Source organism: Neisseria sp. P0013.S005, assembly GCF_051958425.1.
GTDB lineage: Bacteria > Pseudomonadota > Gammaproteobacteria > Burkholderiales > Neisseriaceae > Neisseria > Neisseria subflava.
Genome location: NZ_JBQCVL010000002.1, coordinates 25,904 through 52,007, shown reverse-complemented (window position 1 = coordinate 52,007; position 26,104 = coordinate 25,904). Strand labels below are relative to the sequence as shown.

Annotated in this window: 23 protein-coding genes; 15 read left to right on the top strand and 8 right to left on the bottom strand. The window is 48.8% G+C overall.

Features of this window, described 5'->3' with window-relative positions; translation table 11 throughout:
* Nucleotides 1-37: 37 nt before the first annotated feature.
* Both ACTHTA_RS02390 and leuC read right to left on the bottom strand, forming a co-directional pair.
* A complete protein-coding gene (locus tag ACTHTA_RS02390) occupies nucleotides 38-292 on the bottom strand; it encodes a hypothetical protein (RefSeq protein ID WP_254342292.1) in 255 nt (84 codons plus the stop codon).
* Nucleotides 293-416: 124 nt separating this feature from the next.
* Complete coding sequence (gene leuC, locus ACTHTA_RS02385) at nucleotides 417-1,826, bottom strand: 3-isopropylmalate dehydratase large subunit (protein ID WP_295862918.1); 1,410 nt, start codon at nucleotides 1,824-1,826, stop codon at nucleotides 417-419.
* Nucleotides 1,827-2,091: 265 nt separating this feature from the next.
* Between leuC and gshA the strand changes: the two genes are divergently transcribed.
* The 7 genes from gshA to ACTHTA_RS02350 all read left to right on the top strand — a co-directional run bounded on the left by gshA (nucleotide 2,092) and on the right by ACTHTA_RS02350 (nucleotide 11,518).
* The gene (gene gshA, locus ACTHTA_RS02380; RefSeq protein ID WP_070632374.1) at nucleotides 2,092-3,450 is read left to right on the top strand and encodes a glutamate--cysteine ligase; all 1,359 of its coding nucleotides are present in this window, start codon (nucleotides 2,092-2,094) and stop codon (nucleotides 3,448-3,450) included.
* A gap of 111 nt (nucleotides 3,451-3,561) precedes the next feature.
* Nucleotides 3,562-4,632, top strand: coding sequence for a magnesium/cobalt transporter CorA (gene corA, locus ACTHTA_RS02375; protein WP_308888056.1), 1,071 nt, complete (start codon nucleotides 3,562-3,564; stop codon nucleotides 4,630-4,632).
* A gap of 117 nt (nucleotides 4,633-4,749) precedes the next feature.
* Nucleotides 4,750-5,232 (top strand): acyl-CoA thioesterase, encoded by a 483-nt coding sequence (locus ACTHTA_RS02370; protein WP_308888057.1) that lies wholly within the window; start codon nucleotides 4,750-4,752, stop codon nucleotides 5,230-5,232.
* A gap of 127 nt (nucleotides 5,233-5,359) precedes the next feature.
* A complete protein-coding gene (gene gyrA / locus ACTHTA_RS02365; protein WP_440364118.1) occupies nucleotides 5,360-8,131 on the top strand; it encodes a DNA gyrase subunit A in 2,772 nt (923 codons plus the stop codon).
* Nucleotides 8,132-8,195: 64 nt separating this feature from the next.
* A complete protein-coding gene (gene uvrC, locus ACTHTA_RS02360; protein WP_440364117.1) occupies nucleotides 8,196-10,037 on the top strand; it encodes an excinuclease ABC subunit UvrC in 1,842 nt (613 codons plus the stop codon).
* A gap of 27 nt (nucleotides 10,038-10,064) precedes the next feature.
* Nucleotides 10,065-10,814 (top strand): type I 3-dehydroquinate dehydratase, encoded by a 750-nt coding sequence (gene aroD, locus ACTHTA_RS02355; protein WP_440364116.1) that lies wholly within the window; start codon nucleotides 10,065-10,067, stop codon nucleotides 10,812-10,814.
* 134 nt (nucleotides 10,815-10,948) lie between these two features.
* The gene (locus ACTHTA_RS02350) at nucleotides 10,949-11,518 is read left to right on the top strand and encodes an acetate uptake transporter (RefSeq protein WP_070632386.1); all 570 of its coding nucleotides are present in this window, start codon (nucleotides 10,949-10,951) and stop codon (nucleotides 11,516-11,518) included.
* Between the two features lie 76 nt (nucleotides 11,519-11,594).
* On the opposite strand, the gene yfaE is transcribed toward ACTHTA_RS02350, so the two are convergent.
* The 4 genes from yfaE to nrdA form a co-directional block, all read right to left on the bottom strand.
* Nucleotides 11,595-11,894, bottom strand: a complete 300-nt coding sequence (gene yfaE / locus ACTHTA_RS02345) for a class I ribonucleotide reductase maintenance protein YfaE (RefSeq protein ID WP_440364115.1) — start codon at nucleotides 11,892-11,894, stop codon at nucleotides 11,595-11,597.
* A 105-nt stretch (nucleotides 11,895-11,999) separates the two neighbouring features.
* Nucleotides 12,000-13,133: a class Ia ribonucleoside-diphosphate reductase subunit beta gene (gene nrdB, locus ACTHTA_RS02340; RefSeq protein ID WP_137041604.1), complete on the bottom strand. Its 1,134-nt coding sequence runs from the start codon at nucleotides 13,131-13,133 to the stop codon at nucleotides 12,000-12,002.
* 145 nt (nucleotides 13,134-13,278) lie between these two features.
* A complete protein-coding gene (locus ACTHTA_RS02335; protein ID WP_070747802.1) occupies nucleotides 13,279-14,019 on the bottom strand; it encodes an NYN domain-containing protein in 741 nt (246 codons plus the stop codon).
* 66 nt (nucleotides 14,020-14,085) lie between these two features.
* The gene (gene nrdA / locus ACTHTA_RS02330) at nucleotides 14,086-16,365 is read right to left on the bottom strand and encodes a class 1a ribonucleoside-diphosphate reductase subunit alpha (protein ID WP_440364114.1); all 2,280 of its coding nucleotides are present in this window, start codon (nucleotides 16,363-16,365) and stop codon (nucleotides 14,086-14,088) included.
* Between the two features lie 404 nt (nucleotides 16,366-16,769).
* Between nrdA and ACTHTA_RS02325 the strand changes: the two genes are divergently transcribed.
* Nucleotides 16,770-17,102: a stress response protein gene (locus tag ACTHTA_RS02325; RefSeq protein ID WP_308888066.1), complete on the top strand. Its 333-nt coding sequence runs from the start codon at nucleotides 16,770-16,772 to the stop codon at nucleotides 17,100-17,102.
* Nucleotides 17,103-17,153: 51 nt separating this feature from the next.
* On the opposite strand, the gene ACTHTA_RS02320 is transcribed toward ACTHTA_RS02325, so the two are convergent.
* Entirely contained in the window at nucleotides 17,154-17,888 is a 735-nt protein-coding gene (locus tag ACTHTA_RS02320; RefSeq protein ID WP_004464372.1) for an epoxyqueuosine reductase QueH, read from the bottom strand.
* Nucleotides 17,889-18,000: 112 nt separating this feature from the next.
* On the bottom strand, nucleotides 18,001-19,443 hold the full coding sequence (locus tag ACTHTA_RS02315; protein ID WP_440364113.1) for a patatin-like phospholipase family protein: 1,443 nt from the start codon (nucleotides 19,441-19,443) through the stop codon (nucleotides 18,001-18,003).
* Between the two features lie 140 nt (nucleotides 19,444-19,583).
* Between ACTHTA_RS02315 and recO the strand changes: the two genes are divergently transcribed.
* The 7 genes from recO to prpC all read left to right on the top strand — a co-directional run bounded on the left by recO (nucleotide 19,584) and on the right by prpC (nucleotide 25,851).
* Nucleotides 19,584-20,327 (top strand): DNA repair protein RecO, encoded by a 744-nt coding sequence (gene recO / locus ACTHTA_RS02310; protein WP_440364112.1) that lies wholly within the window; start codon nucleotides 19,584-19,586, stop codon nucleotides 20,325-20,327.
* A gap of 68 nt (nucleotides 20,328-20,395) precedes the next feature.
* Entirely contained in the window at nucleotides 20,396-21,124 is a 729-nt protein-coding gene (pdxJ, locus tag ACTHTA_RS02305) for a pyridoxine 5'-phosphate synthase (protein ID WP_440364111.1), read from the top strand.
* A gap of 88 nt (nucleotides 21,125-21,212) precedes the next feature.
* On the top strand, nucleotides 21,213-21,590 hold the full coding sequence (gene acpS, locus ACTHTA_RS02300) for a holo-ACP synthase (protein ID WP_003686416.1): 378 nt from the start codon (nucleotides 21,213-21,215) through the stop codon (nucleotides 21,588-21,590).
* 151 nt (nucleotides 21,591-21,741) lie between these two features.
* The gene (locus tag ACTHTA_RS02295; protein ID WP_440364110.1) at nucleotides 21,742-22,548 is read left to right on the top strand and encodes an NUDIX domain-containing protein; all 807 of its coding nucleotides are present in this window, start codon (nucleotides 21,742-21,744) and stop codon (nucleotides 22,546-22,548) included.
* Between the two features lies 1 nt (nucleotide 22,549).
* Nucleotides 22,550-22,972: a hypothetical protein gene (locus ACTHTA_RS02290; RefSeq protein ID WP_440364109.1), complete on the top strand. Its 423-nt coding sequence runs from the start codon at nucleotides 22,550-22,552 to the stop codon at nucleotides 22,970-22,972.
* A 764-nt stretch (nucleotides 22,973-23,736) separates the two neighbouring features.
* Nucleotides 23,737-24,612: a methylisocitrate lyase gene (prpB, locus tag ACTHTA_RS02285; protein WP_308187193.1), complete on the top strand. Its 876-nt coding sequence runs from the start codon at nucleotides 23,737-23,739 to the stop codon at nucleotides 24,610-24,612.
* Between the two features lie 84 nt (nucleotides 24,613-24,696).
* Nucleotides 24,697-25,851 (top strand): bifunctional 2-methylcitrate synthase/citrate synthase, encoded by a 1,155-nt coding sequence (gene prpC, locus ACTHTA_RS02280; RefSeq protein WP_440364108.1) that lies wholly within the window; start codon nucleotides 24,697-24,699, stop codon nucleotides 25,849-25,851.
* The last annotated feature ends 253 nt before the right edge of the window (nucleotides 25,852-26,104 follow it).

Here is a 26,104-nt window from a genome sequence, read left to right as displayed (position 1 = left end):
ACGGAGTTTGGAGCTTCAGACGGCCTGATTTACCGGTTTATTCGGTAGCGGCTTCAAGTTTTTCGCCGACATGAGTCATGCCCCGACCTACGGCATTGCCGCCTTTTTTAACGGCTTCCTCAGTCTTGTCGGCAACATGTTCAGCGGTTTCTTTGGTTTTATCGGCTACGCGCTCGGCAGTCTCTTTGGTTTTGTCCCAATTGCGGTTGGCATCGTTTTTTGCGCCGGACCAAGTGCTGGAACAAGCTGACAGGATGAGGGCTGCGGCAGCCAATGCAAACAGTTTTTTCATATTAGATTCCTTTCAAGTTATCAATGATTGAGAAGGTTTTCGGACGTTTTGCGCAATAGGAAAACTTACTTGAGCAAGATGTTGTTTCAGACGGCCTGATGAATAAAGGCCGTCTGAAAATATTTTAAGCCATAGTGCGGATGTCGGTAAAGTGGCCGGTAACTGCGGCCGCGGCAGCCATGGCAGGGCTGACGAGGTGGGTGCGTCCGCCGTTGCCTTGACGGCCTTCAAAGTTACGGTTGGAAGTGGAGGCGCAACGTTGTCCCGGGGTCAGGCGGTCGGCATTCATGGCCAAGCACATAGAGCAACCCGGCTCGCGCCATTCAAAACCGGCTTCGATAAATACTTCGTGCAAGCCTTCTTTTTCGGCCTGTTCTTTAACCAAACCTGAGCCGGGAACAATCAATACGCGTTGTACATTGTCCGCTTTTTTGCGGCCTTTGGCGATGGCGGCGGCTTCGCGCAAATCTTCGATGCGACTGTTGGTGCAAGAACCGATAAAGACGATATCGACAGGGATTTCGTTTAATGGCGTACCGGCTTCCAAGCCCATGTATTCAAGGGCGCGTTCCATGCCGCTGCGTTTGACCGGATCGGTTTCTTCGGCAGGATTAGGCACTTTGCCGCTGATGTCCAAAACCATTTCAGGCGAGGTACCCCAAGTTACTTGAGGCTCGATGTCTTCGGCGTTGAAGTGGTATTCTTTATCGAATACGGCGCCTTCGTCAGACACCAGCGTGCGCCAGTATTCGACGGCTTTGTCCCACGCTTCGCCTTTAGGTGCAAAAGGTTTGCCTTTTACATAGTCGATGGTGGTTTGGTCTACGGCAACCATGCCTGAGCGCGCACCGGCTTCGATCGCCATATTGCACAGGGTCATGCGGCCTTCCATAGAAAGGCTGCGGATGGCTTCGCCGCCAAACTCGATGGCGTAGCCCGTACCGCCGGCCGTACCGATTTGGCCGATGATATAAAGTGCTACGTCTTTGGCGGTAACGCCGGGTTTCAGACGGCCTTCAACGGCAATCAGCATGGATTTGGATTTTTTTGCGGTAATACATTGGGTCGCCATGGTGTGCTCGACTTCGGAAGTGCCGATACCGTGCGCCAATGCGCCGAATGCGCCGTGGGTGGAAGTGTGCGAGTCGCCGCAGACAACGGTCATGCCGGGCAGGGTAGCGCCTTGCTCCGGGCCCATAACGTGTACGATGCCTTGGCCTTTATCCATAAACGGAAAGTAGGCGAGTGCGCCAAACTCTTTAATGTTTTTGTCCAAAGTATCGACTTGCAGTTTGGAAATCGGATCTTGGATACCTTTGTCCCAGTCGCCGGTCGGGGTGTTGTGGTCGGCTGTAGAGACCACGCTGTCGATACGCCAGAGTTTGCGGCCGGCCATTTTCAAGCCTTCAAATGCTTGCGGGCTGGTTACTTCGTGAACCAGGTGGCGGTCGATGTAAAGCAGGACAGTGCCGTCTTCTTCTTCGCGGACGACGTGGCTGTTCCAAAGTTTATCGTAAAGGGTTTGTGCGCTCATGATGAGTATTCTTTGCTATTGTTAGGTATGAATGATGGTTTGTGTTTATGGGCGGATTTTAGGCTTTTTATAGGGGCTGTGCAATAGAAATTTGTCCAATTTTTAAAATTTGTTGCAAAGTTTCAAAAAACCTTATTAAAAATTAGACAAATTGTAGAATTGTTGACAAAAAGATGCATCTTATCTGAAAGAATACTTGTCGAAATGCACTAAAAAGTTCTATCATTCTCACTCAATATCCACACTTAACAAAGAGGTATAGAGAATGAAATTACCGGTAATGGCTGCCGAACATCTGTCGCAACTTCAGGCGTTTGAAGCGAAAATCTTGTGCAACCACGCCAAAATCGAAGCATGGTTCCGTTCGCAATGGAACGAACACCGTCCGCCGTTTTATGGTTCGGTTGACATCCGTAATGCCGGTTACAAAATTTCATCTATCGATATGAACCTGTTTCCGGGCGGCTTCAATAATTTGAATCCCAACTTTATCCCGCTGGCGGCGGTTGCCGCGCAGGATGCGGTACAGCGTGCCTGTGAAACAGCCAAATCCGTATTGATTATTCCTGAAAACCACACGCGCAACACGTTCTACCTGCAAAACGTTTACGCACTCAGCGAGATTTTGCGTTCGGCAGGGTATGAAGTGCGTTTGGGTAGCTTGAATCCTGAAGTAACCGAGCCGACCGAGTTTGAAACTGCATTAGGCGATAAAATCCTGCTGGAGCCTTTATTGCGTACCCGCGAGCGCGTTCATCTTGCAGACGGCTTCTCGCCTTGCGTCGTCCTGTTGAACAACGACTTGTCCGCCGGCGTTCCCGATATTCTCAAAGACATCAACCAAACCGTATTGCCTCCGTTGCACGGCGGTTGGACGACGCGCCGCAAAACAGAACATTTCAGCGCATACAACCAAGTCGCCGCCGAATTTGCCAAGCTGATTGACATCGACGAATGGCAAATCAATCCTTATTTTGAAAAAATCAGCGGTTTGGATTTCCAAGAGCGTGAAGGCGAGGATGCGTTAGCAGGCGCGGTAGAGCGCGTATTGGCGAAAATTCAAGCCAAATACGACGAATTGGGTATTACCGACCAGCCTTTCGTTATTGTGAAAGCCGATGCAGGCACTTACGGCATGGGCGTGATGAGCGTTAAATCTGCAGATGAAGTGCGCGGATTGAACCGTAAAAACCGCAATAAAATGGCGAAAGTCAAAGAAGGTTTGGAAGTTAGCGAAGTCATTGTCCAAGAAGGTATTTATACCTACGAAACCATGAACGGCGCCGTGTGCGAACCCGTCGTTTATATGATGGACCGTTTCGTTATCGGTGGCTTCTTCCGCGTACACGAAGGACGCGGCGCGGATGAAAACCTTAACGCCGGCGGTATGGTGTTTGTTCCGCTGTCCAATAGCATCCCCACCGGTAGCGGCGATAATTCCCAAGAAGCGCCTGAAGCCTGCAAACGCGTATTCGAACAATGGGACTCGCTCGGTATGCCGCGCTCCGAAAAAGACTGCGACGTGGACAACGAACACAACCGCCTCTATGTTTACGGCGTAATGGCGCGCCTGTCCTTGCTTGCCGCTGCATTGGAGCTGGAGAAAACCGCGCCTCAAGCCTAATAAAGCCTAATAAAGCGTTGATCGATATTGTCAGGCCGTCTGAAAATCAGTTTTCAGACGGCCTTTTCTGTCTGTACAATTCATTCTAACTAAAAAACATGATTTATCTTTATGAGCAAACCAGCCAATCCAGTTGAAACAACCGACACTTTGCAAGACCAAGCCATACAGCGCAGCAATACCGACAATGCGCCGCGCTCTGCCATTCATCAAACCTTGTATTCCGCCGATACCTTTGTTCAGCATGATTATCTTGCCGGAAAAAACTTGCCCGATATTGTCCGTCCGCAAGAAGGTCAAATCAACTGGCTGCATTTTGTCGGCATCAATGATGTCACCTTGCTTAAACACGCGCTTGAGCCTTATGGTATCCATGAGCTGGTTATTGAAGATATTCTTAGCCGCAAACAGCGTCCGAAAATTGAAGACTACGGCAGCTATGTTTTTACTGCCGCACAGGTTTACCACTATACCTCCACAGGCAAGCTCCATTCTGACCAAGTGTATGTGATTATCGGCAAAGATTTTGTGTTGTCTTTCCAACAAAAACCGCTGGGTTTGTTCAGCCATCTCCGCCGGCAGATGCACGAAAATCCGCACAATATTTTGAACAAAAATACAGCGTTTCTTGCTTATTGCCTGCTTGACCGTATTGTGGACGACTATTTCATTGTTTTGGAGTCGTACAACAACCGTGTAGAAGTAATAGACAAGTCCCTGTTTAAAAATGAAAACAGCGATATTCTCAGTAAGATTCACCGCCTCAAGCGCGATGCCGTCCGTCTGCGGCGCACGCTTTTGCCATTGCGTGATGTGTTCTACCAACTGGCCGTGCGCGGTGATTTTGCTATTTTCAAAGGCGAATCGACCGTCTATCTGCGCGACGTGTACGACCACAATATGCAGCTTATCGAATCGCTTGATGCCTCGCGTGATATGGTGTTGAGCATGATGGACATTTATCTTTCCTTCCAATCCAACCGCATGAACCAGCAAATGCGCGTGTTGACGGTTATCACCATCATCTTTATGCCGCTGACCGTCATCACCGGCATCTACGGCATGAACTTCGACAATATGCCCGAACTGCATTGGCATTACGGCTATTTCATGGTTTTGGGTGTGATGCTGTGCATCATCATCGGACTGCTGATTTTCTTTTCGCGTAGAAAATGGCTATGATCAGGTGCGCCAGATTGAATTTTTCCACTCAAAAACGGTAGAATCAAAATTCCTACAAAACATGCCGTCTGAAATAACAGGCGGCCTTAAAAACAAACCACTTCAAGAGGTCAAACCATGGAACAAGCACGCCAACTTCCTTCTCACGAACTCATCATGTCCGAGCTGATGATGCCGGATACGGCAAACTTCAGCGGCAACGTCCACGGTGGCGAATTATTGCGCTTGCTCGACCAAGTCGCTTATTCCTGTGCCAGCCGATACAGCGGCAACTACTGCGTTACCTTGTCTGTCGATAAAGTTTTGTTTAAAGAGCCTATCCATGTCGGCGAACTGGTAACCTTTTACGCCAGCATTAACTACACCGGCCGCACTTCTATGGAAGTCGGCATCCGTGTAGAAGCGCAAAACATCCGCACCGGTGAAGTGCGTCATACCAACAGCTGCTACTTCACCATGGTTGCCGTTGAGGACGGCAAGCTGGTTCCTGTACCGCCTTTGGAAATCAATACACCGCGCCAACGCTGCCGTTATGAAAGGGCTAAAAAACGCAAAGAATTGAGTTTGCAGGCTGCGGACAAAGATTCTGGCTGCAACTAAATTCAATTTATTAAATAATGAAGGCCGTCTGAAATCCTGTTTCAGACGGCCTTCACGCAAAAGCCATAAACCGCTTGTTTTGTGGTAGAATCAACAAGATTTTTGCCATACGAAATTACAGATAATCATGACCGACGCAACCATCCGCAACGACCATAAATTTGCACTTGAAACCCTGCCTGTCAGCCTTGAAGACGAAATGCGCAAGAGCTACCTCGATTACGCCATGAGCGTAATTGTGGGCCGAGCCCTGCCGGATGTCCGCGACGGTCTCAAGCCGGTACACCGCCGCGTTTTGTACGCGATGCACGAGTTGAAAAACAACTGGAATTCCGCCTATAAAAAATCGGCGCGTATCGTCGGCGACGTTATCGGTAAATACCACCCCCACGGCGATACAGCCGTTTACGACACCATCGTCCGCATGGCGCAAGACTTCTCCATGCGTTATGTACTGATCGACGGTCAGGGCAACTTCGGTTCTGTCGACGGCTTGGCCGCAGCAGCCATGCGTTATACCGAAATCCGCATGGAAAAAATTTCCCATGAAATGCTGGCGGATATCGAAGAAGAAACCGTCAATTTCGGTCCCAACTATGATGGCAGCGAGCATGAGCCGCTGGTATTACCGACCCGTTTCCCTGCGCTGTTAGTCAATGGTTCGTCCGGTATTGCCGTCGGTATGGCAACCAATATCCCGCCACACAATTTGGGCGATACCATCAATGCCTGCCTGCGTTTGTTGGACGAGCCTGAAACTGAAATCGACGAGCTGATCAATATCATCCAAGCGCCCGATTTCCCAACAGGCGCAACTATTTACGGTTTAAGCGGCGTTCGCGAAGGCTATAAAACCGGCCGCGGCCGCGTGGTGATGCGCGGTAAAACCCATATTGAGCCTATCGGCAAAAACGGTGAACGCGAAGCCATCGTTATCGATGAAATCCCATATCAAGTCAACAAAGCCAAGCTGGTTGAGAAAATCGGTGAGTTGGTACGCGAAAAAACGTTGGAAGGCGTATCCGACCTGCGCGACGAGTCCGATAAATCCGGTATGCGTGTCGTGATCGAATTGAAACGCAATGAAAATGCCGAAGTCGTTTTGAACCAACTCTACAAAATGACCCAGCTGCAAGACAGCTTCGGTATCAACATGGTAGCCTTAGTTGACGGTCAGCCGCGTTTGCTGAACCTGAAGCAAATCCTGTCCGAGTTCCTGCGCCACCGTCGCGAAGTCGTTACACGTCGTACTTTATTCCGCCTGAAAAAAGCGCGTCATGAAGGCCATATTGCCGAAGGTAAAGCAGTTGCCTTGTCCAATATCGACGAAATCATCCGTCTGATCAAAGAATCTGCCAATGCGCCGGAAGCCAAAGAAAAACTGCTGTCCCGCCCATGGCGCAGCAGCTTGGTTGAAGACATGCTCAGCCGTACGGATTTAGACCTGCACATGATGCGCCCTGAAGGCTTACCAGAGAATTTGGGTCTGCACAGCCAAGGCTATTACCTGAGCGAATTGCAAGCCGATGCCATTTTGCGCATGAGCCTGCGTAACCTGACCGGCCTCGATCAGGAAGAAATTGTCGGCGAATATAAAAACCTGATGAGCAAGATCATTGATTTCGTGGATATTCTTTCCAAACCTGAGCGCGTTACCCAAATCATCCGCGAAGAATTGGCAGACATTAAAGCCAACTTTGGCGATGAGCGCCGCAGCGAAATCAATCCGTTTGGCGGCGATATCGCCGATGAAGACCTGATTCCACAACGTGAAATGGTCGTTACCCTGACTCATGGCGGCTACATCAAAACCCAGCCGACAACCGATTATCAGGCGCAACGTCGCGGCGGCCGCGGCAAGCAGGCAGCGGCAACCAAAGACGAAGACTTCATCGAAACCCTGTTTGTTGCCAACACGCATGATTATTTGATGTGCTTCACCAATTTGGGCAAGTGCCATTGGATTAAAGTGTACAAACTGCCAGAAGGTGGCCGTAACAGCCGAGGTCGTCCGATCAACAACGTTATCCAATTGGAAGAAGGCGAAAAAGTCAGCGCTATCTTGGCCGTCCGCGAGTTCCCGGAAGAACAATACGTCTTCTTTGCCACCGCACAAGGTATGGTGAAAAAAGTCCAGCTGTCTGCGTTTAAAAACGTCCGCAGCCAAGGCATCAAAGCCATTGCGCTTAAAGAAGGCGATTACTTGGTCGGAGCGGCGCAAACCGGCGGTGCGGACGATATTATGTTGTTCTCCAACTTGGGCAAAGCCATCCGCTTTAACGAATATTGGGAAAAATCCGGTAACGATGAAGCAGAAGATGCAGATATTGAAACCGAAAACGAAGATTCAGACGGCCTGGATGATGAAAATGCCGAAAACGCATTGCCAAGCGGCAAACACGGTGTCCGTCCGTCCGGTCGCGGCAGCGGCGGTTTGCGCGGTATGCGCCTGCCGGCCGATGGCAAGATTGTCAGCCTGATTACCTTTGCCCCTGAGGCCGAGCAAAGCGATTTGCAAATATTGACCGCTACCGCCAACGGCTATGGCAAACGCACCCCGATTGCCGATTACAGCCGTAAAAACAAAGGCGGCCAAGGCAATATCGCCATCAATACCGGCGAGCGCAACGGTGATTTGGTTGCCGCGACTTTGGTCAGTGAAACCGACGACTTGATGCTGATTACCAGCGGCGGTGTCCTGATTCGTACCAAAGTTGAGCAAATCCGTGAGACCGGCCGTGCTGCCGCAGGTGTCCGCCTGATTAATCTGGATGAAGGCGAAACCCTGGTCAGCTTGGAACGCGTGGCCGAAGAGGCTGAAGATGAAGCCGCTTTGGAAAGCGATGTAGTTGAAAACCAAGCAGTAGAAGCTGAAAATACTCCGTCTCAAGAATCTTAAACGTCAATGAAAAAGGCCGTCTGAAAAGTTTTCAGACGGCCTGCTTATTCCAAAAGAAAATCCCGTGAGCGCAACCGAACCGTTCGATTTACCTCTTTTTCTGAAAAATCTGCCTAATCTGCCGGGCGTGTACCGTTTTTTTGACGAAGACAACAATGTTTTGTATGTCGGCAAAGCGGTCAATCTCAAGCGGCGCGTTTCCAGCTATTTCCAAAAAAACGACCATTCGCCGCGCATCGCATTGATGGTAAAACAGGTTCACCACATCGAAACCACCATCACGCGTTCCGAAGCCGAAGCGCTGATTCTCGAAAACAACTTCATCAAAGCCTTGTCGCCGAAATACAATATCCTTTTCCGCGATGACAAAAGCTATCCTTATTTAATGCTCAGCGGCCATCAATATCCGCAAATGGCGTATTACCGCGGCACGCTGAAGAAACCAAATCAATATTTCGGCCCGTATCCCAACAGCAACGCCGTGCGCGACAGCATTCAAGTGTTGCAAAAAGTCTTTATGCTGCGTACCTGCGAAGACAGCGTATTCGAGCATCGTGACCGTCCTTGTCTGCTGTACCAAATCAAACGCTGCACCGCGCCTTGTGTCGGCCACATCAGTGAAGAAGATTATCGTGACAGCGTGCGTGAAGCCGCGACTTTCCTCAATGGCAAAACCGACGAATTGACGCGTACCTTGCAACACAAAATGCAAACCGCCGCCGCCAATCTGCAATTTGAGGAAGCAGCCCGTTACCGCGACCAAATCCAAGCGCTCGGCATCATGCAGAGTAATCAGTTTATCGACAGCAAAAATCCGAACAATCCCAACGATATCGATTTGCTTGCGCTGGCGGTTTCAGACGGCCTGGTTTGCGTACACTGGGTCAGCATCCGCGGCGGACGGCATGTCGGCGATAAAAGCTTTTTCCCTGACACCAAAAACGATCCCGAGCCAAACGGACAAGATTACGCCGAAGCCTTTGTCGCCCAACATTATTTGGGCAAAAGTAAACCCGACATCATTATTAGCAACTTTCCCGTTCCCGATGCGCTGAAAGAGGCTTTGGAGGGCGAACACGGCAAGCAGATGCAGTTTGTCACCAAGACCATAGGCGAACGCAAAGTCTGGTTGAAAATGGCGGAACAAAACGCACAAATGGCGATTGCACAACGCCGCCTGCAACAAAGCAGCCAGCAACACCGTATTGATGAACTGGCCAAAATCCTCGGCATGGATTCAGACGGCCTCAACCGCCTTGAATGTTTCGATATCAGCCACACGCAAGGCGAGGCCACTATTGCGTCCTGTGTTGTGTACGATGAGCAAAACATCCAGCCTTCGCAATACCGCCGCTACAACATCACGACCGCCAAGCCTGGCGACGATTACGCCGCTATGCGCGAAGTGTTGACGCGCCGTTACGGCAAAATGCAGGAAGCCGAAGCCAACGGCGAAAGCGTCAAATGGCCGGATGTCGTGTTGATTGACGGCGGCAAAGGGCAAATCGGCGTAGCCGTATCGGTATGGGAAGAACTCGGGCTGCACATACCTTTGGTCGGTATCGCCAAAGGCCCCGAGCGCAAAGCCGGCATGGAAGAACTCATACTGCCTTTTACCGGCGAAGTCTTCCGCCTGCCGCCCAATAGCCCGGCTTTGCATTTATTGCAAACCGTACGCGATGAGTCGCACCGCTTTGCGATTACAGGCCACCGCAAAAAACGCGACAAAGCACGCGTTACTTCCTCACTCAGCGAAATCCCCGGTATCGGCAGCAAACGCCGCCAAGCATTGCTCACCCGATTCGGCGGTCTGCACGGCGTGATTGCCGCCAGCCGCGAGGACTTGGAAAAAGTGGAAGGCATCAGCAAAGCCTTGGCAGAAACTATTTACGAACATCTGCACTGATAGGTTTAAAAAGCAAAAAGGAACAATATGAAATCTGTCATCATCAAAAATATCGAGATCGGCAAAGGCCTGCCTAAAATTGCCGTGCCGCTGGTGGCCGCTAATACGCAGGAATTGGAGCAGGCTTTGCGCGTATTGAAAGAGACGGCTTTTGACATTATTGAATTTCGTGCGGATTTTTTCCAAACTGCGCTTGATGCCGATTTTATTGCCGAGCAATTAGGCATTGTCCGACAGGCTTTTCCTGACAAGCCTTTGCTGTTTACGTTTAGAAGGACGCAAGAGGGCGGCAATACGCCTTGTTCTGACGACTATTATTTTGAATTATTGGAAAAAATCATCCGTTCCAAACAAGTCGATATTATCGATATCGAGCTTTTTGCCGAGGAAAGCGGCGTAAAACAAACCATTGCTTTGGCGCATGAGTATCAAACTGCCGCCTTACTTTGTAATCACGATTTCCAAGCCACGCCGTCTTTGACAGACATTACAGGCCGTCTGAAAACAATGGCCGAGTGGGGTGCGGATATCTGCAAAATTGCCGTGATGCCGCAATCGCCGCAAGATGTATTGACCTTATTACAGGCAACATATAATGTTTCACAAATTATCGACCGCCCGATTATTACTATGTCTATGGGTAAAATCGGAGCTGTCAGTCGCTTGGCCGGCTCGACTTTCGGCTCGGCCGTAACCTTTGGTGCGGCACAAAAAACGTCTGCACCCGGCCAGATTAATGCCAATGAATTAAGGAAAATTTTGGCAATTTTAGGATAGTTTAATTATTAATATTTAAGGCCGTCTGAAAAATATTTTTCAGACGGCCTGATTTTTTTAAATTTATTTCTTTTAATTTTAAATAAAACCTGTAACAATAGGCTTCCTATTTTAATAACTAGAGGAGAAATAAAATGACTACTACTAAAGAAAATCTGGCGAACCCAGGTCCAGTAGGCCTGTGTGGCTTTGCATTGACAACTTGGTTGCTCAGTCTGATTAACGGCGGCTTTTTTACTGCTCAAGAGGGTGTCGGCTTAGTTTTGGGCATGGCTCTCGCCTTTGGTGGTATCACCCAAGTTATTGCCGGTATGTTTGAGTTCAAGAAAGGCAATACGTTTGGCTTTACCGCTTTTATCAGCTATGGCGCCTTTTGGTGGACATGGGCTTTGTTTACCATCTTTTTTAAAGGTGAAACAGCCCCGGCATTTATCGGCTGGTATCTCTGCGCATGGGGTATGTTTTCGCTGATGATGTTTGTGGCTACCTTGACCAAACCTAAAGTATTAAGTGGTATTTTCTTTTTCTTGACGCTGACTTTCTTTGCATTGGGTATTGGCGATGGCATGGAAAATCATAGCATCGTCCATATCGGCGGTTGCTTAGGCTTGGTAACTGCACTTGGTGCGTTCTACTTGGCAGCGGCAGAAGTCATCAACGAATCTTTCGGCAAGACAGTTTTACCAGTTGGCGAGCGTAAATAAGCTTAACCATAAAAATGCCGTCTGAACAGTGGAAATGAAATTAAAGATTTCGGCCACAATGTTCAGACGGCATTTTTTATTTGTCTTCAAATAAATCGACATCAAATAAATCCGGCTCTTTGATGCGCTCCCGACAATCAAGCTTGATGTCTTCAGTAACTTGGCAGCAGCACGGCAAAATTTCTCCGGGTGCGACAAAAGCGAGTGGAAAATTATCATAAGAGACTTTCCCATCCAAGATTTTGACCCGGCATGAACCGCAATAACCGCTGCGACATTGGTATTCAACTTCGTGTCCAGTGCGCTCCAAGCCCTCCAATAAGGTTTCGCCTTGTTGGAGTTGGAAGGTTTTGTCGTGTGTGCTAATTAGTGCCATGTGATTTGTTTGGATTGGAAAGGCCGTCTGAAACGGTGTAAAGACGAAATCAAAGATTTCTGCCACACCGTTCAGACGGCCTTGATCATAAAACCGAATGTTCAATTACAGCTCGAAATCGCCCAAATCGTCGGCATTGACTTCCGAATCAATCTGACCAATCAGGTAAGAGGAAATTTCCACTTCCTGCGGCGCAACCTGTACATTGTCAGAAGACAGCCATGCGTTGATCCAAGGAATCGGGTTTTGGGTTGCACCTTCAAATCCGGCAGGAAGGCCAACCGCCTGCATACGAAGATTGGTAATGTATTCAACGTATTGAGCCAGAATTTCTTTGTTCAGGCCAATCATTGAGCCGTCTTTAAACAGATAGGCCGCCCATTCTTTTTCCTGCTCCGCTGCTTTTTTGAAGAGTTTGAAACATTCGTCCTGCAATTCGACAGCGATTTCCGCCATTTCAGGATCATCGGCACCGGCACGCATCAGGTTGAGCATATGCTGGGTGCTGGTCAGGTGCAGGGCTTCGTCACGGGCAATCAGTTTGATGATTTTGGCGTTGCCTTCCATCAATTCGCGCTCGGCAAAGGCGAACGAACAGGCGAATGAAACGTAGAAACGGATGGCTTCCAATACGTTGACGCACATCAGGCAGAGATAGAGTTTTTTCTTCAACTCGCGCAAAGACACGGTAACGAGCTTGCCGCCGACATTGTGCGTGCCTTCACCCAACAGATTGTAATACTGGGTGTATTCGATTAAATCATCGTAATAGCAGGCAATGTCTTCAGCGCGGGCGATGATGTATTCGTTCTGCACGATGTCGTCGAACACGACCGACGGATCATTCACGATATTGCGAATGATGTGAGTGTAGCTGCGCGAGTGGATGGTCTCGCTAAAGCTCCACGTTTCAATCCAAGTTTCCAACTCGGGAATCGACACCAAAGGCAGCAAGGCAACGTTCGGACTGCGGCCTTGGATGGAATCGAGCAGGGTTTGGTATTTCAGATTGCTGATGAAAATATGTTTTTCATGTTCGGGCAGGTTGGCATAGTCGATACGGTCGCGCGACACGTCGATTTCTTCCGGCCGCCAAAAGAAAGACAGTTGTTTTTCAATCAGTTTTTCAAATACTTCGTATTTCTGCTGGTCATAACGGGCAACATTTACCGGCTGACCAAAAAACATTGGCTCTTTCAGCGCGTCGTTTTTGGTTTTGGAAAAGGTGCTGTATGACATGACTAGGTGTTCGCAGGACATGGTGTTTCTCTTTTTAAAAAATAATATTTAGTTTTCAGAGTGCCTTTTGATATTTAAAACAAGACCATCTAAAAATTATTCACAAACCTCAATCATAAGCCATTATTTAAATAACTTTCATTTTTTACTTTGCTCTTTTATTTCGGATATACATTTGTGAACGATTTTCTGACAACCTAGTTTCAAAAATATCAATTACACGCACTAAATCTCCCAACTTCGTATAACCATAATTTTTACTATCAAAAGATGATTGGTTATTGATAATCTTCCCAACATTACTTAATGATGCCCAACCGTCTTCATCACAACTATTGGCAATGGCTTCTCTTAATAAATTCATTAATGTAGTATCACATTTAAGTTCATTAGCAGCTCTCTTCCGAATTTCAGCTGGTTGAGCATTTGTCCCACTGCTTTTATCAAAACTTGCATCTAAAAATAAAAATTTGCTACATGCAGCAACCAACGACTTAGGTGTTTTATGTTCGCCAAAACCAATGACTTGTTTCCCTTCCATTTTTATTCTCATTGCTAACGGTGTGAAATCACAATCGGAAGAAACAATGCAAAAAACGTCTATTTTATCTTGAAATAATAAATCCATTACATCTATGGTCATCGCCATATCCGTTGCATTCTTACCCTTTGTATAATCAAACTGTTGAACAGGTGCTAGAGCATAATCCAATAAGACAGCTTCCCAACCTTTTAATTGTTCACTTTTCCAATTCCCATAAATTTTTCTTATCATTACTGAACCATAATTTGCAAGCTCATTAAGAATAAAATCAATTTTCCCAAAAGGTGCGTTATCTGCATCTATAAAAAGAGCGACAATAGATTGTTCAGGTATATTCTTCAATTTGTTTTCCCCCTATGTTATTTATTATTTCAGACGACCTCGTGAGGTCGTCTGAAATCCCTCTTATCAAATCTTACAAGCCCCCCCAGCACAGCCGTCATCCTGAATATCGGTCTGCGTATCATCCGCGCCGTCTCGGGTGTTGTGGTAGTACAGAGTTTTGACGCCGTATTTGTAGGCGGTCAGCAGATCTTTGAGCATTTGTTTCATGGAAACTTTGTTGCCTTCAAATTTACCCGGGTCGTAGGCGGTATTGGCGGAAATTGCCTGATCGACGAATTTTTGCATTACGCCGACGAGTTTCAGGTAGCCTTCGTTGCCCGGAAGCTGCCATAGGGTTTCATAGGCATCTTTCAGGGTTTCAAATTCGGGCACGACTTGTTTCAGGATGCCGTCTTTTGATGCTTTGACCGTTACCAAGCCGCGCGGCGGCTCGATGCCGTTGGTGGCGTTGGCAATTTGCGAACTGGTTTCAGACGGCATGAGAGCGGTCAGGGTGGAGTTGCGCAGACCGTATTTGACGATGTCGGCGCGCAGGCTTTCCCAGTCACACAACAGCGGTTCGCTGCACACAGCATCCAAGTCTTTTTTGTAGGTGTCGATGGGCAGTTTGCCTTGAGAATAAACGGTCTGGTTGAACAGCGGGCATGCACCGTATTCTTTGGCGAGGTTCACCGATGCTTTGAGCAGGTAATACTGCATGGCTTCAAAGGTGCGGTGGGTCAGGCCGAGGGCGGAGTCGTCGCTGTAACGTACGCCGTTTTTCGCCAGATAGTAAGCGTAGTTGATGACGCCGATGCCGAGTGTGCGGCGGTTCATGGTTGCGGTGCGTGCTGCTGCAACCGGATAGTCTTGATAATCCAGCAGGGCATCAAGTGCGCGCACGGTCAAATCGGCAAGCTCTTCCAGTTCGTCCAAGTTGTTCAATGCGCCCAAGTTGAAGGCGGACAAGGTACACAAGGCAATTTCGCCTTCTGCGTCGTTGATGTTGTCCAGCGGTTTGGTTGGCAGGGCGATTTCCATGCACAGGTTGGACTGGTGCACGGGCGCGACGCGCGGGTCAAACGGGCTGTGCGTGTTGCAATGGTCAACGTTTTGGATGTAGATGCGTCCCGTTCCGGCGCGTTCCTGCATCAACGTGGAGAACAAATCGGTAGCCGACAAGGTGCGCTTGCGGATGTTCGGGTCTTGCTCGTATTTCGTGTAGAGACGTTCGAATTCGTCTTGATCGGCAAAGAACGCGTCGTACAGGCCGGGAACTTCGTTGGGCGAGAACAGCGTGATGTTGCCGCCTTTAATCAGGCGGGTGTACAGCAGGCGGTTGATTTGCACGCCGTAGTCCAGTTGGCGGATACGGTTGTCTTCTACGCCGCGGTTGTTTTTCAATACCAACAGGCTCTCGGCTTCGATGTGCCACAATGGGTAGAACAAGGTTGCCGCGCCGCCGCGCACGCCGCCTTGCGAACAGGATTTGACCGCCGCTTGGAACATTTTGAAAAACGGAATGCAGCCGGTGTGTTGCGCTTCACCGCCACGGATTTCGCTACCCAAACCGCGGATACGTCCGGCGTTGATGCCGATGCCCGCACGTTGGGAAACGTATTTCACAATCGCGCTGGTGGTGGCGTTGATGGAATCCAGACTGTCGTCGCATTCAATCAATACACAGCTTGAGAACTGGCGCGTAGGCGTGCGCACGCCGCTCATAATCGGGGTTGGCAGCGATACTTTAAACGTAGAAACGGCGTCGTAAAAACGTTTGACGTAATCCAAGCGCGTCTCTTTCGGGTATTTGCTGAAGAGACACATTGCTACCAAAATGTATAAAAACTGCGGCGTTTCATAAATCTGGCGGGTCACGCGGTTCTGCACCAGATATTTGCCTTCGAGCTGCTTCACGGCGGCATACGAGAAAGTCATGTCGCGGCTGTGGTCGATATAGGCATTCAGCTCGTCGAATTCTTCACGGCTGTAATCTGCGATGATGTGGCGGTCGTATTTGCCTGCTTCGGTCAGTTTTTTAACGTGATCGTAGAGATGAGGCGGTTCGAATTCGCCATAAGCGATTTTGCGCAGATGGAAAATGGCGAGGCGGGCGGCCAAATATTGATAATCGGGCGTATCTTGTGAGATCAGGTCGGCCGCGGCCTTGATGATGGTCTCATGGATATCGTCGGTACGGATACCGTTGTAAAACTGAATATGTGATTTGAGCTCGACTTGCGATACGGAGACGTTTTGTAAGCCTTCCGCCGCCCAAGTAACAACGCGGTGGATTTTGTCTAAATTGATATCTTCCAAGCGTCCGTCGCGTTTGGTTACTTTAATATTCGTTGCTGCATTCATTGTTCAGTCTTCCCATTAAAAAACACAAGATACGGTATGTGATTGCTTTGAACGGCACAATATAATGTATTTTTCTTTGTTTAACTAGACTTGACAATGCGCTTTTTTCGGGATGTGGATTAGGGAATAGGAGGCCTAAACTAGATTTTATGTGGCTTTGTGGCGATTTGGCATTATTTTGCATTTGCATCACATTTATTCAAACATTGGCTAGAGGCTTATGAAATAAAGAAATTTATATTCGGCGTCTGTCTAAATAGAAGGTGTGTTAAATTTTGCAAAGCAAGAAGGATAATGTCGTAATTGATGACAATCGCCTGTCATGCAACACATCAGGCGGTTTGTTGATGTATCAGGCGAGGCATATAATGGAAGAACTATCCAACCTAAACTGGGAGTAAATCATGTTGACACTGAAAACTTTAGGTTCTGCACTGGCTGTGTTTGCCCTATTGAGCTTGGGTACTTATTCTGCCGAAGCGGCGGCCAAACCGCATGGCCATCATGTGAGCAAACACCAGCAGGCGAAGAAAAATAAATTGCATCCTGCTTGTAAGAGATACCTTGAGCGCCGTGCCGCTTGGTATCGCTACAAAGGCAACAAGGCCGAGTTGAGGGAAAACCGTAAAGCGGCCAAAGCGTTCCGAGGTTTGCCTTATGCCGAGCAAAAAATTCAATGCCAAGCTGCTTATCAGGCTTTTGATGATTTTGATCACGGTAAATTCCGCCGCCGTTAATCGTCTGATTTAAACAAAGGCCGTCTGAATGTTTCAGACGGCCTTTGATATTTATTTCTCAACAATGATTTTGTTTTCGGCTTGAGGCTCGTATTGGGTAGATTCATCACCGTAATACAACACGCCCAGCTTAATGGGGATGCGGCCTTGCGATTTGCGGTGGGCATTGGAATCGCGCAGGGAATAGGCGCAACCGCAATATTCTTGTTGGTAGAAATGCTCACGCTTGCTGATTTCAATCATGCGTGCGCTGCCGCCGCCTTTGCGCCAGTTGAAATCCCAATAAACCAAGTCATCATAAGGCTCGGCGGCGCGATGGCCGCAGCCGTTGATCTGTTTCATGTCTTTCCAGCGCGAAATGCCCAGTGAGCTGGTGAAAACATGAAAGCCGTTTTCATGGGCATATTGAGCCGCTTTTTCAAAACGCATGTCGAAACACATGGTACAGCGGATACCGCGTTCGGGTTCGAATTCCATGCCTTTGGCTTTGGCAAACCATTCTTTGCGGTCGTTTTCGTAGTCGTCGTCTTTATCGACAAAGGGAATGCCGAATTTGTCCGCAAAGCGCATGTTTTCTTCTTTGCGTAACATATATTCTTTGTGCGGGTGGATATTGGGGTTGTAAAAATAAATGGTGTAGTCGATGCCGCTGGCAAGCATGGCTTCCATCACTTCGCCGGAACATGGGGCGCAGCAGGAATGCAGCAGGACTTTCTTATGGCCGCCGGGCGGAACGAGGATGGGGCGGTCAATATCGGTAACGATAGGAGTATTTAATTCGGTCATGGTCGGATTCTATTTATTGTTAAGTGTTTCAGACGGCCTTGGATATCGAGGCCGTCTGAAAGATAAAATGAAGCAGATATTTTAACAGAGCTGCACTTTATGGAACAGTTTGCTACTGCTTTTTCTTTTCGTTCAATGGCTTGAACTCTTGCGCATCCGGAGGCGGGGCTGCGAAGATGGTGTCTGGATTGGGGTGTGCCGCAAATTCTGCCAGCAAGTTACGATAGTCCAGCGACTGCTTCATCAGTTCGGCAGCGGCGGTGCGCAGGTTGTCCACGTCTTCCGGCGGCAGATAAAAGCTGGTCGGAATATTCAATACCTTGTCCCTCAGCTGGGATGGCGGAAGGTCTTTGAGGTTGAGGCTGACGAAGGAGAAGCTGATGCCGTCGGTTTGTTTGTCTTTATTCCACTGATCGACGAAGGCACGGAAACGGCGCAGGGATTCTTGCGAGTTTTGGTCGATGGGGATATTGACGATGGAGGAGACGACGTCGCGGAAACCGGGAACGGCTGCGGTTTTGTCCAAATTGCTGCTGACTTGGTTTTGCGCATTGACGTTGATGACGACGATATGGCGGATGTTGTTTTGCAGGATTTTGTTTGTCAGGATTTTTTCCGGATACATTTCCGTCATATCCAAAAGGCTGCGCATACCCAGATTGTCGGTCAGGCCGCCGTCTATCAGGTGGATGTAGGGTCGGTTTTTCCCGTCTGCGTATTTTTGGAAGCGCTCGTAAAATTCTTTTATGGTGCGGCTTTGTTGTCTGCCTGTTTTGCTGTCGTCTGCATCTTCGATTTTGATCGGCGGTGTGTAGTTGCAGCGTCCGCCGTTGTTGTTTAGGGTAATCGGTGCAAATACCATAGGCACGAAGCTTGAAGCTGCGACGGCGCGGGCAAGTCGCAAGTCGCCCAAGTCGATACACATCGGGTCGAAATATTCTTGCGTGAAATTGAAACGCTCGCCTATGCCCATGTCGGTGGCGGAAATGATGGCAAACGGGCCTTTGCGGTTCATTTCCAAATCGCGGAAAGTGGTTTTGCCGAAAAGGTAGTTTTCAAACTGCTCCTGTAACAGATCACCGCGTCCGTATTCAGGCGAGGCCAGTCGGGGCAGGTTGGACATGGAAAATGCTTGTTTGACGACTTGGCGTTGGAAGTTTTGGTGTAGGAAACGTTTATAAAACAAGGGAATGGTTTCTTCGCCCTTGAGTGCAAAATAAGCCGCCAAAACTGAGCCGCCGGATACGCCGACCACCACATCGACATTCGACATCAAAGATTGTTTTTTACCGCCGATGGTAATCTGTTGCTTATGAAGCTGCTCCAACACGCCATAACCCAAGGCCGCCGCGCGCGTACCGCCGCCGGAGAACATCAACACAACAAGCGTATCGTCTTCGTCGTTGTGCTGAGGCCGGCTGGTTTCAAAGCGGTAGCCACGCTGCAGGTCGACCGTATCAATACCGGCGACAGGCTGATATTTCACCAGCGAACAGGCGGATAATAGGGCTGCAGAGAGCAGGGAAAGGGCAGATTTAAAAGGGAATTTCGGCATAAACATAGGAAAGTCGGTTGTTCATTCAAAACGGATTATAAAGGTTTTCAGACGGCCTTTATAGAAGGCAGATTTTCAGACGGCCTTTTTGCGTCGATTTTCCGTTATAATCGACACAATCTTTATCTTTCCAAACCCTTATGGCGCAACCGAACCGCATCAACCACGAACCTATCTTTCTGCTTGCTTCCGCCCCGTGGCGTGAGAGTAGCTTGTGGGTGGAGGCCTTCAGCCGCCGTTATGGGCGGGTGGCTTTGTTGGCAAGAAGCGCGCGTAAACGGCAGAGTGAATTGCGCGGTGTGTTGGTGCCGTTTGTGCCGGTGAGTGCGTCTTGGTATGGTTCGCAAGAGTTGAAGACCCTGCATCGCGCCGAATGGATAGGCGGTTGGCCGCAGCCGCAGGGCAGGGCTTTGTTCAGCGGATTGTATGTGAACGAGTTGATGCTAAAGTTGACCGTCCGCGAAGACCCGTTGCCCGAGCTTTACGATGTTTTGGCGGAAACCATGAAGACCATTTGCTGCGAGGCCAACCACATTGCCGCTTTGCGCCGTTTTGAATGGACGCTGCTGACACGCTTGGGATTTGCCCCCGATTTATTCCATGACGGCAACGGCAATGAAATCAACGGCGAAGAAACGTATTGGCTCACGCCGGAAGAGGCTGTGGTTCCCTTGGAAGAGGCCGACCGTTTTCACGCGCTCAATAAAGGCGTTGCCGTATCGGGTGCGACGTTAATTGATTTGAGGGAAGGCAGCTTCATTCATCAGGAAAGTCTGGGGCAGGCTTTGAAAGTAACGCGGCTTTTGATTGACAACCTTCTGCCCGAGGGCATCAAGTCTCGGCAGGTTTTGCAGCAGTTGCAGCAGTTTGGCTTGGGCAGTTGAATTTTTTCAGACGGCCTTTGATAGGTAATGACTCAGGCCGTCTGAAACCTTAATGAAAGGACATTATTATGTTGTTAGGCGTAAACATCGACCATATTGCCACCGTCCGCAATGCGCGCGGTACGATTTATCCCAGCCCTGTCGAAGCGGCGCTGATTGCGGAAACCCACGGCGCAGATTTGATTACCATGCACTTGCGTGAAGACCGCCGTCATATTAAAGATGCGGACGTGTTCGCCGTTAAAAACACCATCCGCACGCGCCTGAATTTGGAAATGGCGCTGACGGAAGAAATGCTGGAAAACGCGCTCAACGTCATGCCGGAAGATGTGTGCCTTGTGCCTGAAAAACGTCAAGAAGTGACCACCGAAGGCGGTTTGGATGTATTGGCGCAACAGGATAAAGTGGCCGAATTCACCAAAATCCTGACCGACGCAGGCATCCGCGTGTCCTTGTTTATCGATGCCGACAACGCGCAAATCCAAGCCGCTTATGATGTCGGCGCGCCCGTTATTGAGTTGCACACCGGCGCATATGCCGATGCGCACAGCCACGCCGAGCAAATGAAACAATTCGAGCGTATTCAAAACGGCGCGCATTACGCCAGCGATTTGGGTTTGGTCGTCAATGCCGGACACGGCCTGACCATTCACAACGTTACGCCGATCGCTCAAATCCTCGCCATCCGCGAACTGAACATCGGCCATTCGCTGATTTCCCAAGCACTCTTCCTCGGCCTGCCAGAAGCAGTCCGTCAGATGAAGGAAGTCATGTTCAGAGCCAGAATGCTGCCTTAATGGCATCAGCCATACCGGCTAAGGCAATTGGCTTTGGCCGGTATCCACACTTTCAGACGGCCTGACTATTTAAACAAGGAGCAGACCCATGATTTACGGAATCGGTACAGACATTGTTTCCCTCAAACGCATTATCCGCCTGAACAAAAAATTCGGACTGGCATTTGCGCAACGCATTCTCAGTCCGGAAGAGCTGTTGGAATTTCCGCAGGCAGGCAAACCGGTCAACTATCTTGCCAAACGCTTTGCCGCCAAAGAGGCTTTTGCCAAAGCCGTCGGTACGGGCATACGCGGCGTGGTGTCTTTCCGCAATATCGGTGTCGGGCATGACGCATTGGGCAAACCTGAATTATTTTTTGCACCGGCTTTGACCAAATGGCTGGAAGAACAGGGTATCCGAAGCTGCCATCTCAGTATGAGCGATGAAGAGGATACCGTTATGGCTTTTGTCATTGCAGAAAAATAAGGCCGGATTCTAAGTATTCTGAAATAGAGTATCCTTTTCAGACGGCCTGAAGGGTTAGGTATTTGTTGAAGGTCGGGCGTATAGGCCCGACATCGTTTTTTTACGCATAAATCGGCAGGTGTCACTGCCTGCCGTATATAAGAATAATCTCATGATAACTGAAGACACACGTCCATTGGTGCAGGTGGTTGCCGGAATTTTGCTCGACCAAAACGGCCGCTACCTGCTCAGTTCCCGCCCTGAGGGCAAACCGTATGCCGGTTATTGGGAATTTGCCGGAGGCAAGGTTGAGGTAGGCGAAAGCGATTTTCAAGCCTTGCAACGCGAGTTTGAAGAAGAACTCGGCATCCGTATCCTTGTCGCTACGCCGTGGCTGACCAAAGTCCATTCCTACGAACACGCACATGTACGCCTGCATTTTTTATGGGTAGAAGCCGACCAATGGACAGGCGAAATCCAATCAAGGGAAGGGCAGAAATGGGCATGGCAAAAGGCAGGGGATTTTACCGTTGCGCCGATGTTGCCTGCCAATAGCGCATTATTACGCTCCCTATCTATTCCGCGCCAGCTTCAAGGCCGTCTGAAAAGCGGCTTGAGCGGTCAAAACAGCATGGGCGAATATCATGTTGTGCCATATCTGTCGGCTCAGCATCAAACCGCATCAGCGGTATTGCTGGATTTTGCCGATTGGCAACAAGGCAAGCCGATAGAAGCGCCCAGCGTGTGGCCAATCATTGAAAATGTCGAACAATGGTTGCAAGTGCAAAATGCCGATGCTGTCGTATGGAAAGTAGCGAATGAAGTGGCAGCCAAGCAAGTTGTCGATATTTTGGCTCAAGGCGTGGCTATGCCGCTGATTGCGGCTACTCCGGAAAGTATGGTTTCCATTTATCGCGAACAGTGGCAGAGCATGGGTGCGCATGCCGTTTTGACCGATAATGACATTGAGGCCGTCTGAAATGAGTAAAAATCAAAAACTACTAATTGCCGCTGTTTTACTGATTGTGTTTGCGGCGGCCAAACTGCTGCTCCTGGATTGGTGGCAGCGGCAACAGACAAAAGCGAATGTAGTCGAATGTAGTCTGACACAAGGCTGCGTCCTGCCTGACGGTTCAAAAGTGCGAGCGACCTCCATCAATACACACGAGCCGTTTGATATTGTGGTGGAAAATGTGCCGAAGAATACGGGCGCGGTCAGTATCAGTTTCAGTATGAAAAACATGGACATGGGCTTCAATCGTTACAACCTGACGCAACAATCGCCGCAAAGTTGGCAGGCTGTGCAAGTCCGCTTGCCGTTTTGCATCGAAGGCCGCCATGATTACACTGCCGACATTACCATTGGCAAACAGACTTTTCAGACGGAATTTAGTGCAGAGTAGTCATCATGCAAAGGCCGTCTGAAAATTTAAAGGCTAAAATTTTAAATTTTTCAGACGACATATGTAAAAGTTCCTTATAAATGAATCAATTATAAATTATTTTTAGATGGATTGTTTACAATCATTCTGACTATCAGTCAAAAGTACAAAACGAACAGAAGCTAGGCCACATAAGGGTTTGATGTGGTACAGCCTGTCCGTTTTTTACATTTGTTTCAAAAAAATCGTTTATTAATAACTGAATTTTTTATAATTTTTTTGAAAAAAGTGTTTGACAAGACCGGTTTTATTTTTTAAATTTGTTTCCATAAATAAAAACTACATAGCACTACAAAGGAACATCATCATGAATCTGTATCAAACCACTCTCTCTTGTTATAGATTTTCTCCCATCTCTGCCGCTCCCGTCGTCGCCAGCTTATTGGCAGTCCCGACGGTCTGAAGGCTCTCGACCCGAATCTAGTTTCCGCATTTCTACAAACGCTTCGGGTTTTAAAATATCTGTATCCCCAACAGCCATTCATATATTGATTAATAAAAATTAAAAAACGTATACCTCCGCTTCAGCCTTATTGTATTTATTGGTTTTTATAACTACTTGTATTTATTGATTTTAAATTTTCAGATGGTTGATGATTGAAATTTTATAGGCCGTCTGAAAACAGTTTTTAGAACGATTGTTTCTTTTTAAACGGTTCGTTTCAATTTGTGAAAAACCGAGCCGTCCGATTAATACTGAAAAAAGTCTATAAAGGAGAAATATGATGAGTCAACACTCTGCCGGAGCACGTTTCCGCAAAGCCGTGAAAGAATCAAACCCTCTTGCCGTGGTCGGTTGCGTCAATGCTTACTTTGCACGATTGGCGACCCAAAGCGGTTTCAAAGCAATCTATCTGTCTGGCGGCGGCGTGGCAGCTTGCTCTTGCGGTATCCCTGATTTGGGCATTACCACAATGGAAGATGTGCTGATCGACGCGCGACGCATTACGGACAACGTGGATACGCCTTTGCTGGTGGACATCGATGTGGGTTGGGGCGGTGCATTCAATATTGCCCGTACCATACGCAACTTTGAACGCGCTGGTGTTGCAGCGGTTCACATCGAAGATCAGGTAGCGCAAAAACGCTGCGGCCACCGTCCGAACAAAGCCATCGTTTCTAAAGATGAAATGGTCGACCGTATCAAAGCTGCCGTAGATGCGCGTGTTGATGAGAACTTCGTGATTATGGCGCGTACCGATGCGCTGGCGGTAGAAGGTTTGGATGCCGCTATCGAACGCGCTCAGGCTTGTGTCGAAGCCGGTGCGGACATGATTTTCCCTGAAGCCATGACCGATTTGAAAATGTACCGCCAATTTGCAGATGCAGTGAAAGTGCCTGTATTGGCCAACATTACCGAGTTTGGTTCTACTCCGCTTTATACCCAAAGCGAGCTGGCTGAAAACGGCGTGTCGCTGGTGCTGTATCCGCTGTCATCGTTCCGTGCAGCAAGTAAAGCCGCTCTGAATGTTTATGAAGCGATTATGCGCGATGGCACTCAGGCCGCAGTGGTTGACACTATGCAAACTCGTGCCGAATTGTATGAGCATCTGAACTATCATGCCTTCGAGCAAAAACTGGATAAATTGTTTCAAAAATAAGTAACCGCTTTCAGACGGCCTTTCAACAAATCCGCATCGGCCGTCTGAAAAATAAAACCCATAAAAATACAAAGGAGAAATACCATGACTGAAACTACTCAAACCCCAACGTTCAAACCTAAAAAATCCGTTGCGCTTTCTGGCGTTGCGGCCGGTAATACCGCATTGTGTACCGTTGGCCGTACCGGTAACGATTTGAGCTATCGCGGTTACGACATTTTGGACTTGGCACAAAAATGCGAGTTTGAAGAAGTCGCCTACCTGCTGATTCACGGCCATCTGCCCAACAAATTTGAGCTGGCCGCTTATAAAGCCAAGCTCAAATCCATGCGCGGCCTGCCTATCCGTGTGATTAAAGTTTTGGAAAGTCTGCCTGCACATACCCATCCGATGGACGTAATGCGTACCGGCGTATCCATGCTGGGCTGCGTTCATCCTGAACGTGAAAGCCATCCGGAAAGCGAAGCGCGCGACATCGCCGACAAACTGATCGCAAGCCTCGGCAGCATCCTGCTGTACTGGTATCAATATTCGCACAACGGGAAACGCATTGAAGTTGAAAGCGACGAAGAGACCATCGGCGGTCATTTCCTGCACCTGTTGCACGGCAAACGCCCAAGCGAATCACACATCAAAGCCATGCACGTTTCACTGATTCTGTATGCAGAACACGAGTTCAACGCTTCTACCTTTACCGCCCGCGTAATTGCCGGTACAGGCTCTGATATGTACTCCTGCATTACCGGTGCAATCGGCGCATTGAAAGGTCCGAAACACGGCGGTGCGAACGAAGTGGCTTACGATATTCAAAAACGCTACCGCAATGCCGACGAAGCCGAAGCTGACATCCGCGAACGTATCGGCCGCAAAGAAATCGTGATCGGTTTCGGTCATCCGGTGTACACCATTTCCGACCCGCGCAACGTTGTCATTAAAGAAGTGGCACGCGGTTTGAGCAAAGAAACCGGCGATATGCGCCTCTTTGACATTGCCGAACGCTTGGAAAGCGTGATGTGGGAAGAGAAAAAAATGTTCCCGAATCTGGACTGGTTCTCTGCCGTTTCCTACCAAAAATTGGGCGTACCGACCGCTATGTTCACACCGCTGTTCGTAATTTCCCGTACAACCGGCTGGGCGGCACACGTTCTCGAGCAACGCAAAGACGGCAAAATCATCCGTCCGAGCGCAAACTACACAGGCCCTGAAGATTTGGCATTCGTGGAGATTGAAGACCGCTAATACGCGTAACAGCAGGGTGGGCCGCCTGCCCGCCCCATCTCGAAATGCCGTTTGAAAACAATGAATAAATGATGTTTTCGTTTTTCGACGGCCTAGTGCAGTATGCGAGAGAGAGCCGGCCGTTTGGAAAACATGCTGCTCTGCTGTCGTCATTCCCATACAGGCAGAAATTCAAAATTCTGCTGTAAAGAGTACTGAAAGATTTAAGTTTGGATTTCCGTCTATACGGGAATGATGGTAGCGGAGCAGCAAT

Coding starts and splice junctions, on each gene's coding strand:
- ACTHTA_RS02390 (WP_254342292.1), bottom strand. CDS start 292: ATGAAAAAACTGTTTGCATTGGCTGCCGCAGCCCTCATCCTGTCAGCT.
- prpC (WP_440364108.1), top strand. CDS start 24,697: ATGACTGAAACTACTCAAACCCCAACGTTCAAACCTAAAAAATCCGTT.
- ACTHTA_RS02320 (WP_004464372.1), bottom strand. CDS start 17,888: ATGACCGAATTAAATACTCCTATCGTTACCGATATTGACCGCCCCATC.
- prpB (WP_308187193.1), top strand. CDS start 23,737: ATGAGTCAACACTCTGCCGGAGCACGTTTCCGCAAAGCCGTGAAAGAA.
- yfaE (WP_440364115.1), bottom strand. CDS start 11,894: ATGGCACTAATTAGCACACACGACAAAACCTTCCAACTCCAACAAGGC.
- aroD (WP_440364116.1), top strand. CDS start 10,065: ATGAAATCTGTCATCATCAAAAATATCGAGATCGGCAAAGGCCTGCCT.
- acpS (WP_003686416.1), top strand. CDS start 21,213: ATGATTTACGGAATCGGTACAGACATTGTTTCCCTCAAACGCATTATC.
- ACTHTA_RS02295 (WP_440364110.1), top strand. CDS start 21,742: ATGATAACTGAAGACACACGTCCATTGGTGCAGGTGGTTGCCGGAATT.
- ACTHTA_RS02315 (WP_440364113.1), bottom strand. CDS start 19,443: ATGCCGAAATTCCCTTTTAAATCTGCCCTTTCCCTGCTCTCTGCAGCC.
- ACTHTA_RS02290 (WP_440364109.1), top strand. CDS start 22,550: ATGAGTAAAAATCAAAAACTACTAATTGCCGCTGTTTTACTGATTGTG.
- nrdA (WP_440364114.1), bottom strand. CDS start 16,365: ATGAATGCAGCAACGAATATTAAAGTAACCAAACGCGACGGACGCTTG.
- gyrA (WP_440364118.1), top strand. CDS start 5,360: ATGACCGACGCAACCATCCGCAACGACCATAAATTTGCACTTGAAACC.
- recO (WP_440364112.1), top strand. CDS start 19,584: ATGGCGCAACCGAACCGCATCAACCACGAACCTATCTTTCTGCTTGCT.
- ACTHTA_RS02325 (WP_308888066.1), top strand. CDS start 16,770: ATGTTGACACTGAAAACTTTAGGTTCTGCACTGGCTGTGTTTGCCCTA.
- pdxJ (WP_440364111.1), top strand. CDS start 20,396: ATGTTGTTAGGCGTAAACATCGACCATATTGCCACCGTCCGCAATGCG.
- nrdB (WP_137041604.1), bottom strand. CDS start 13,133: ATGTCATACAGCACCTTTTCCAAAACCAAAAACGACGCGCTGAAAGAG.
- gshA (WP_070632374.1), top strand. CDS start 2,092: ATGAAATTACCGGTAATGGCTGCCGAACATCTGTCGCAACTTCAGGCG.
- ACTHTA_RS02350 (WP_070632386.1), top strand. CDS start 10,949: ATGACTACTACTAAAGAAAATCTGGCGAACCCAGGTCCAGTAGGCCTG.
- leuC (WP_295862918.1), bottom strand. CDS start 1,826: ATGAGCGCACAAACCCTTTACGATAAACTTTGGAACAGCCACGTCGTC.
- ACTHTA_RS02370 (WP_308888057.1), top strand. CDS start 4,750: ATGGAACAAGCACGCCAACTTCCTTCTCACGAACTCATCATGTCCGAG.
- corA (WP_308888056.1), top strand. CDS start 3,562: ATGAGCAAACCAGCCAATCCAGTTGAAACAACCGACACTTTGCAAGAC.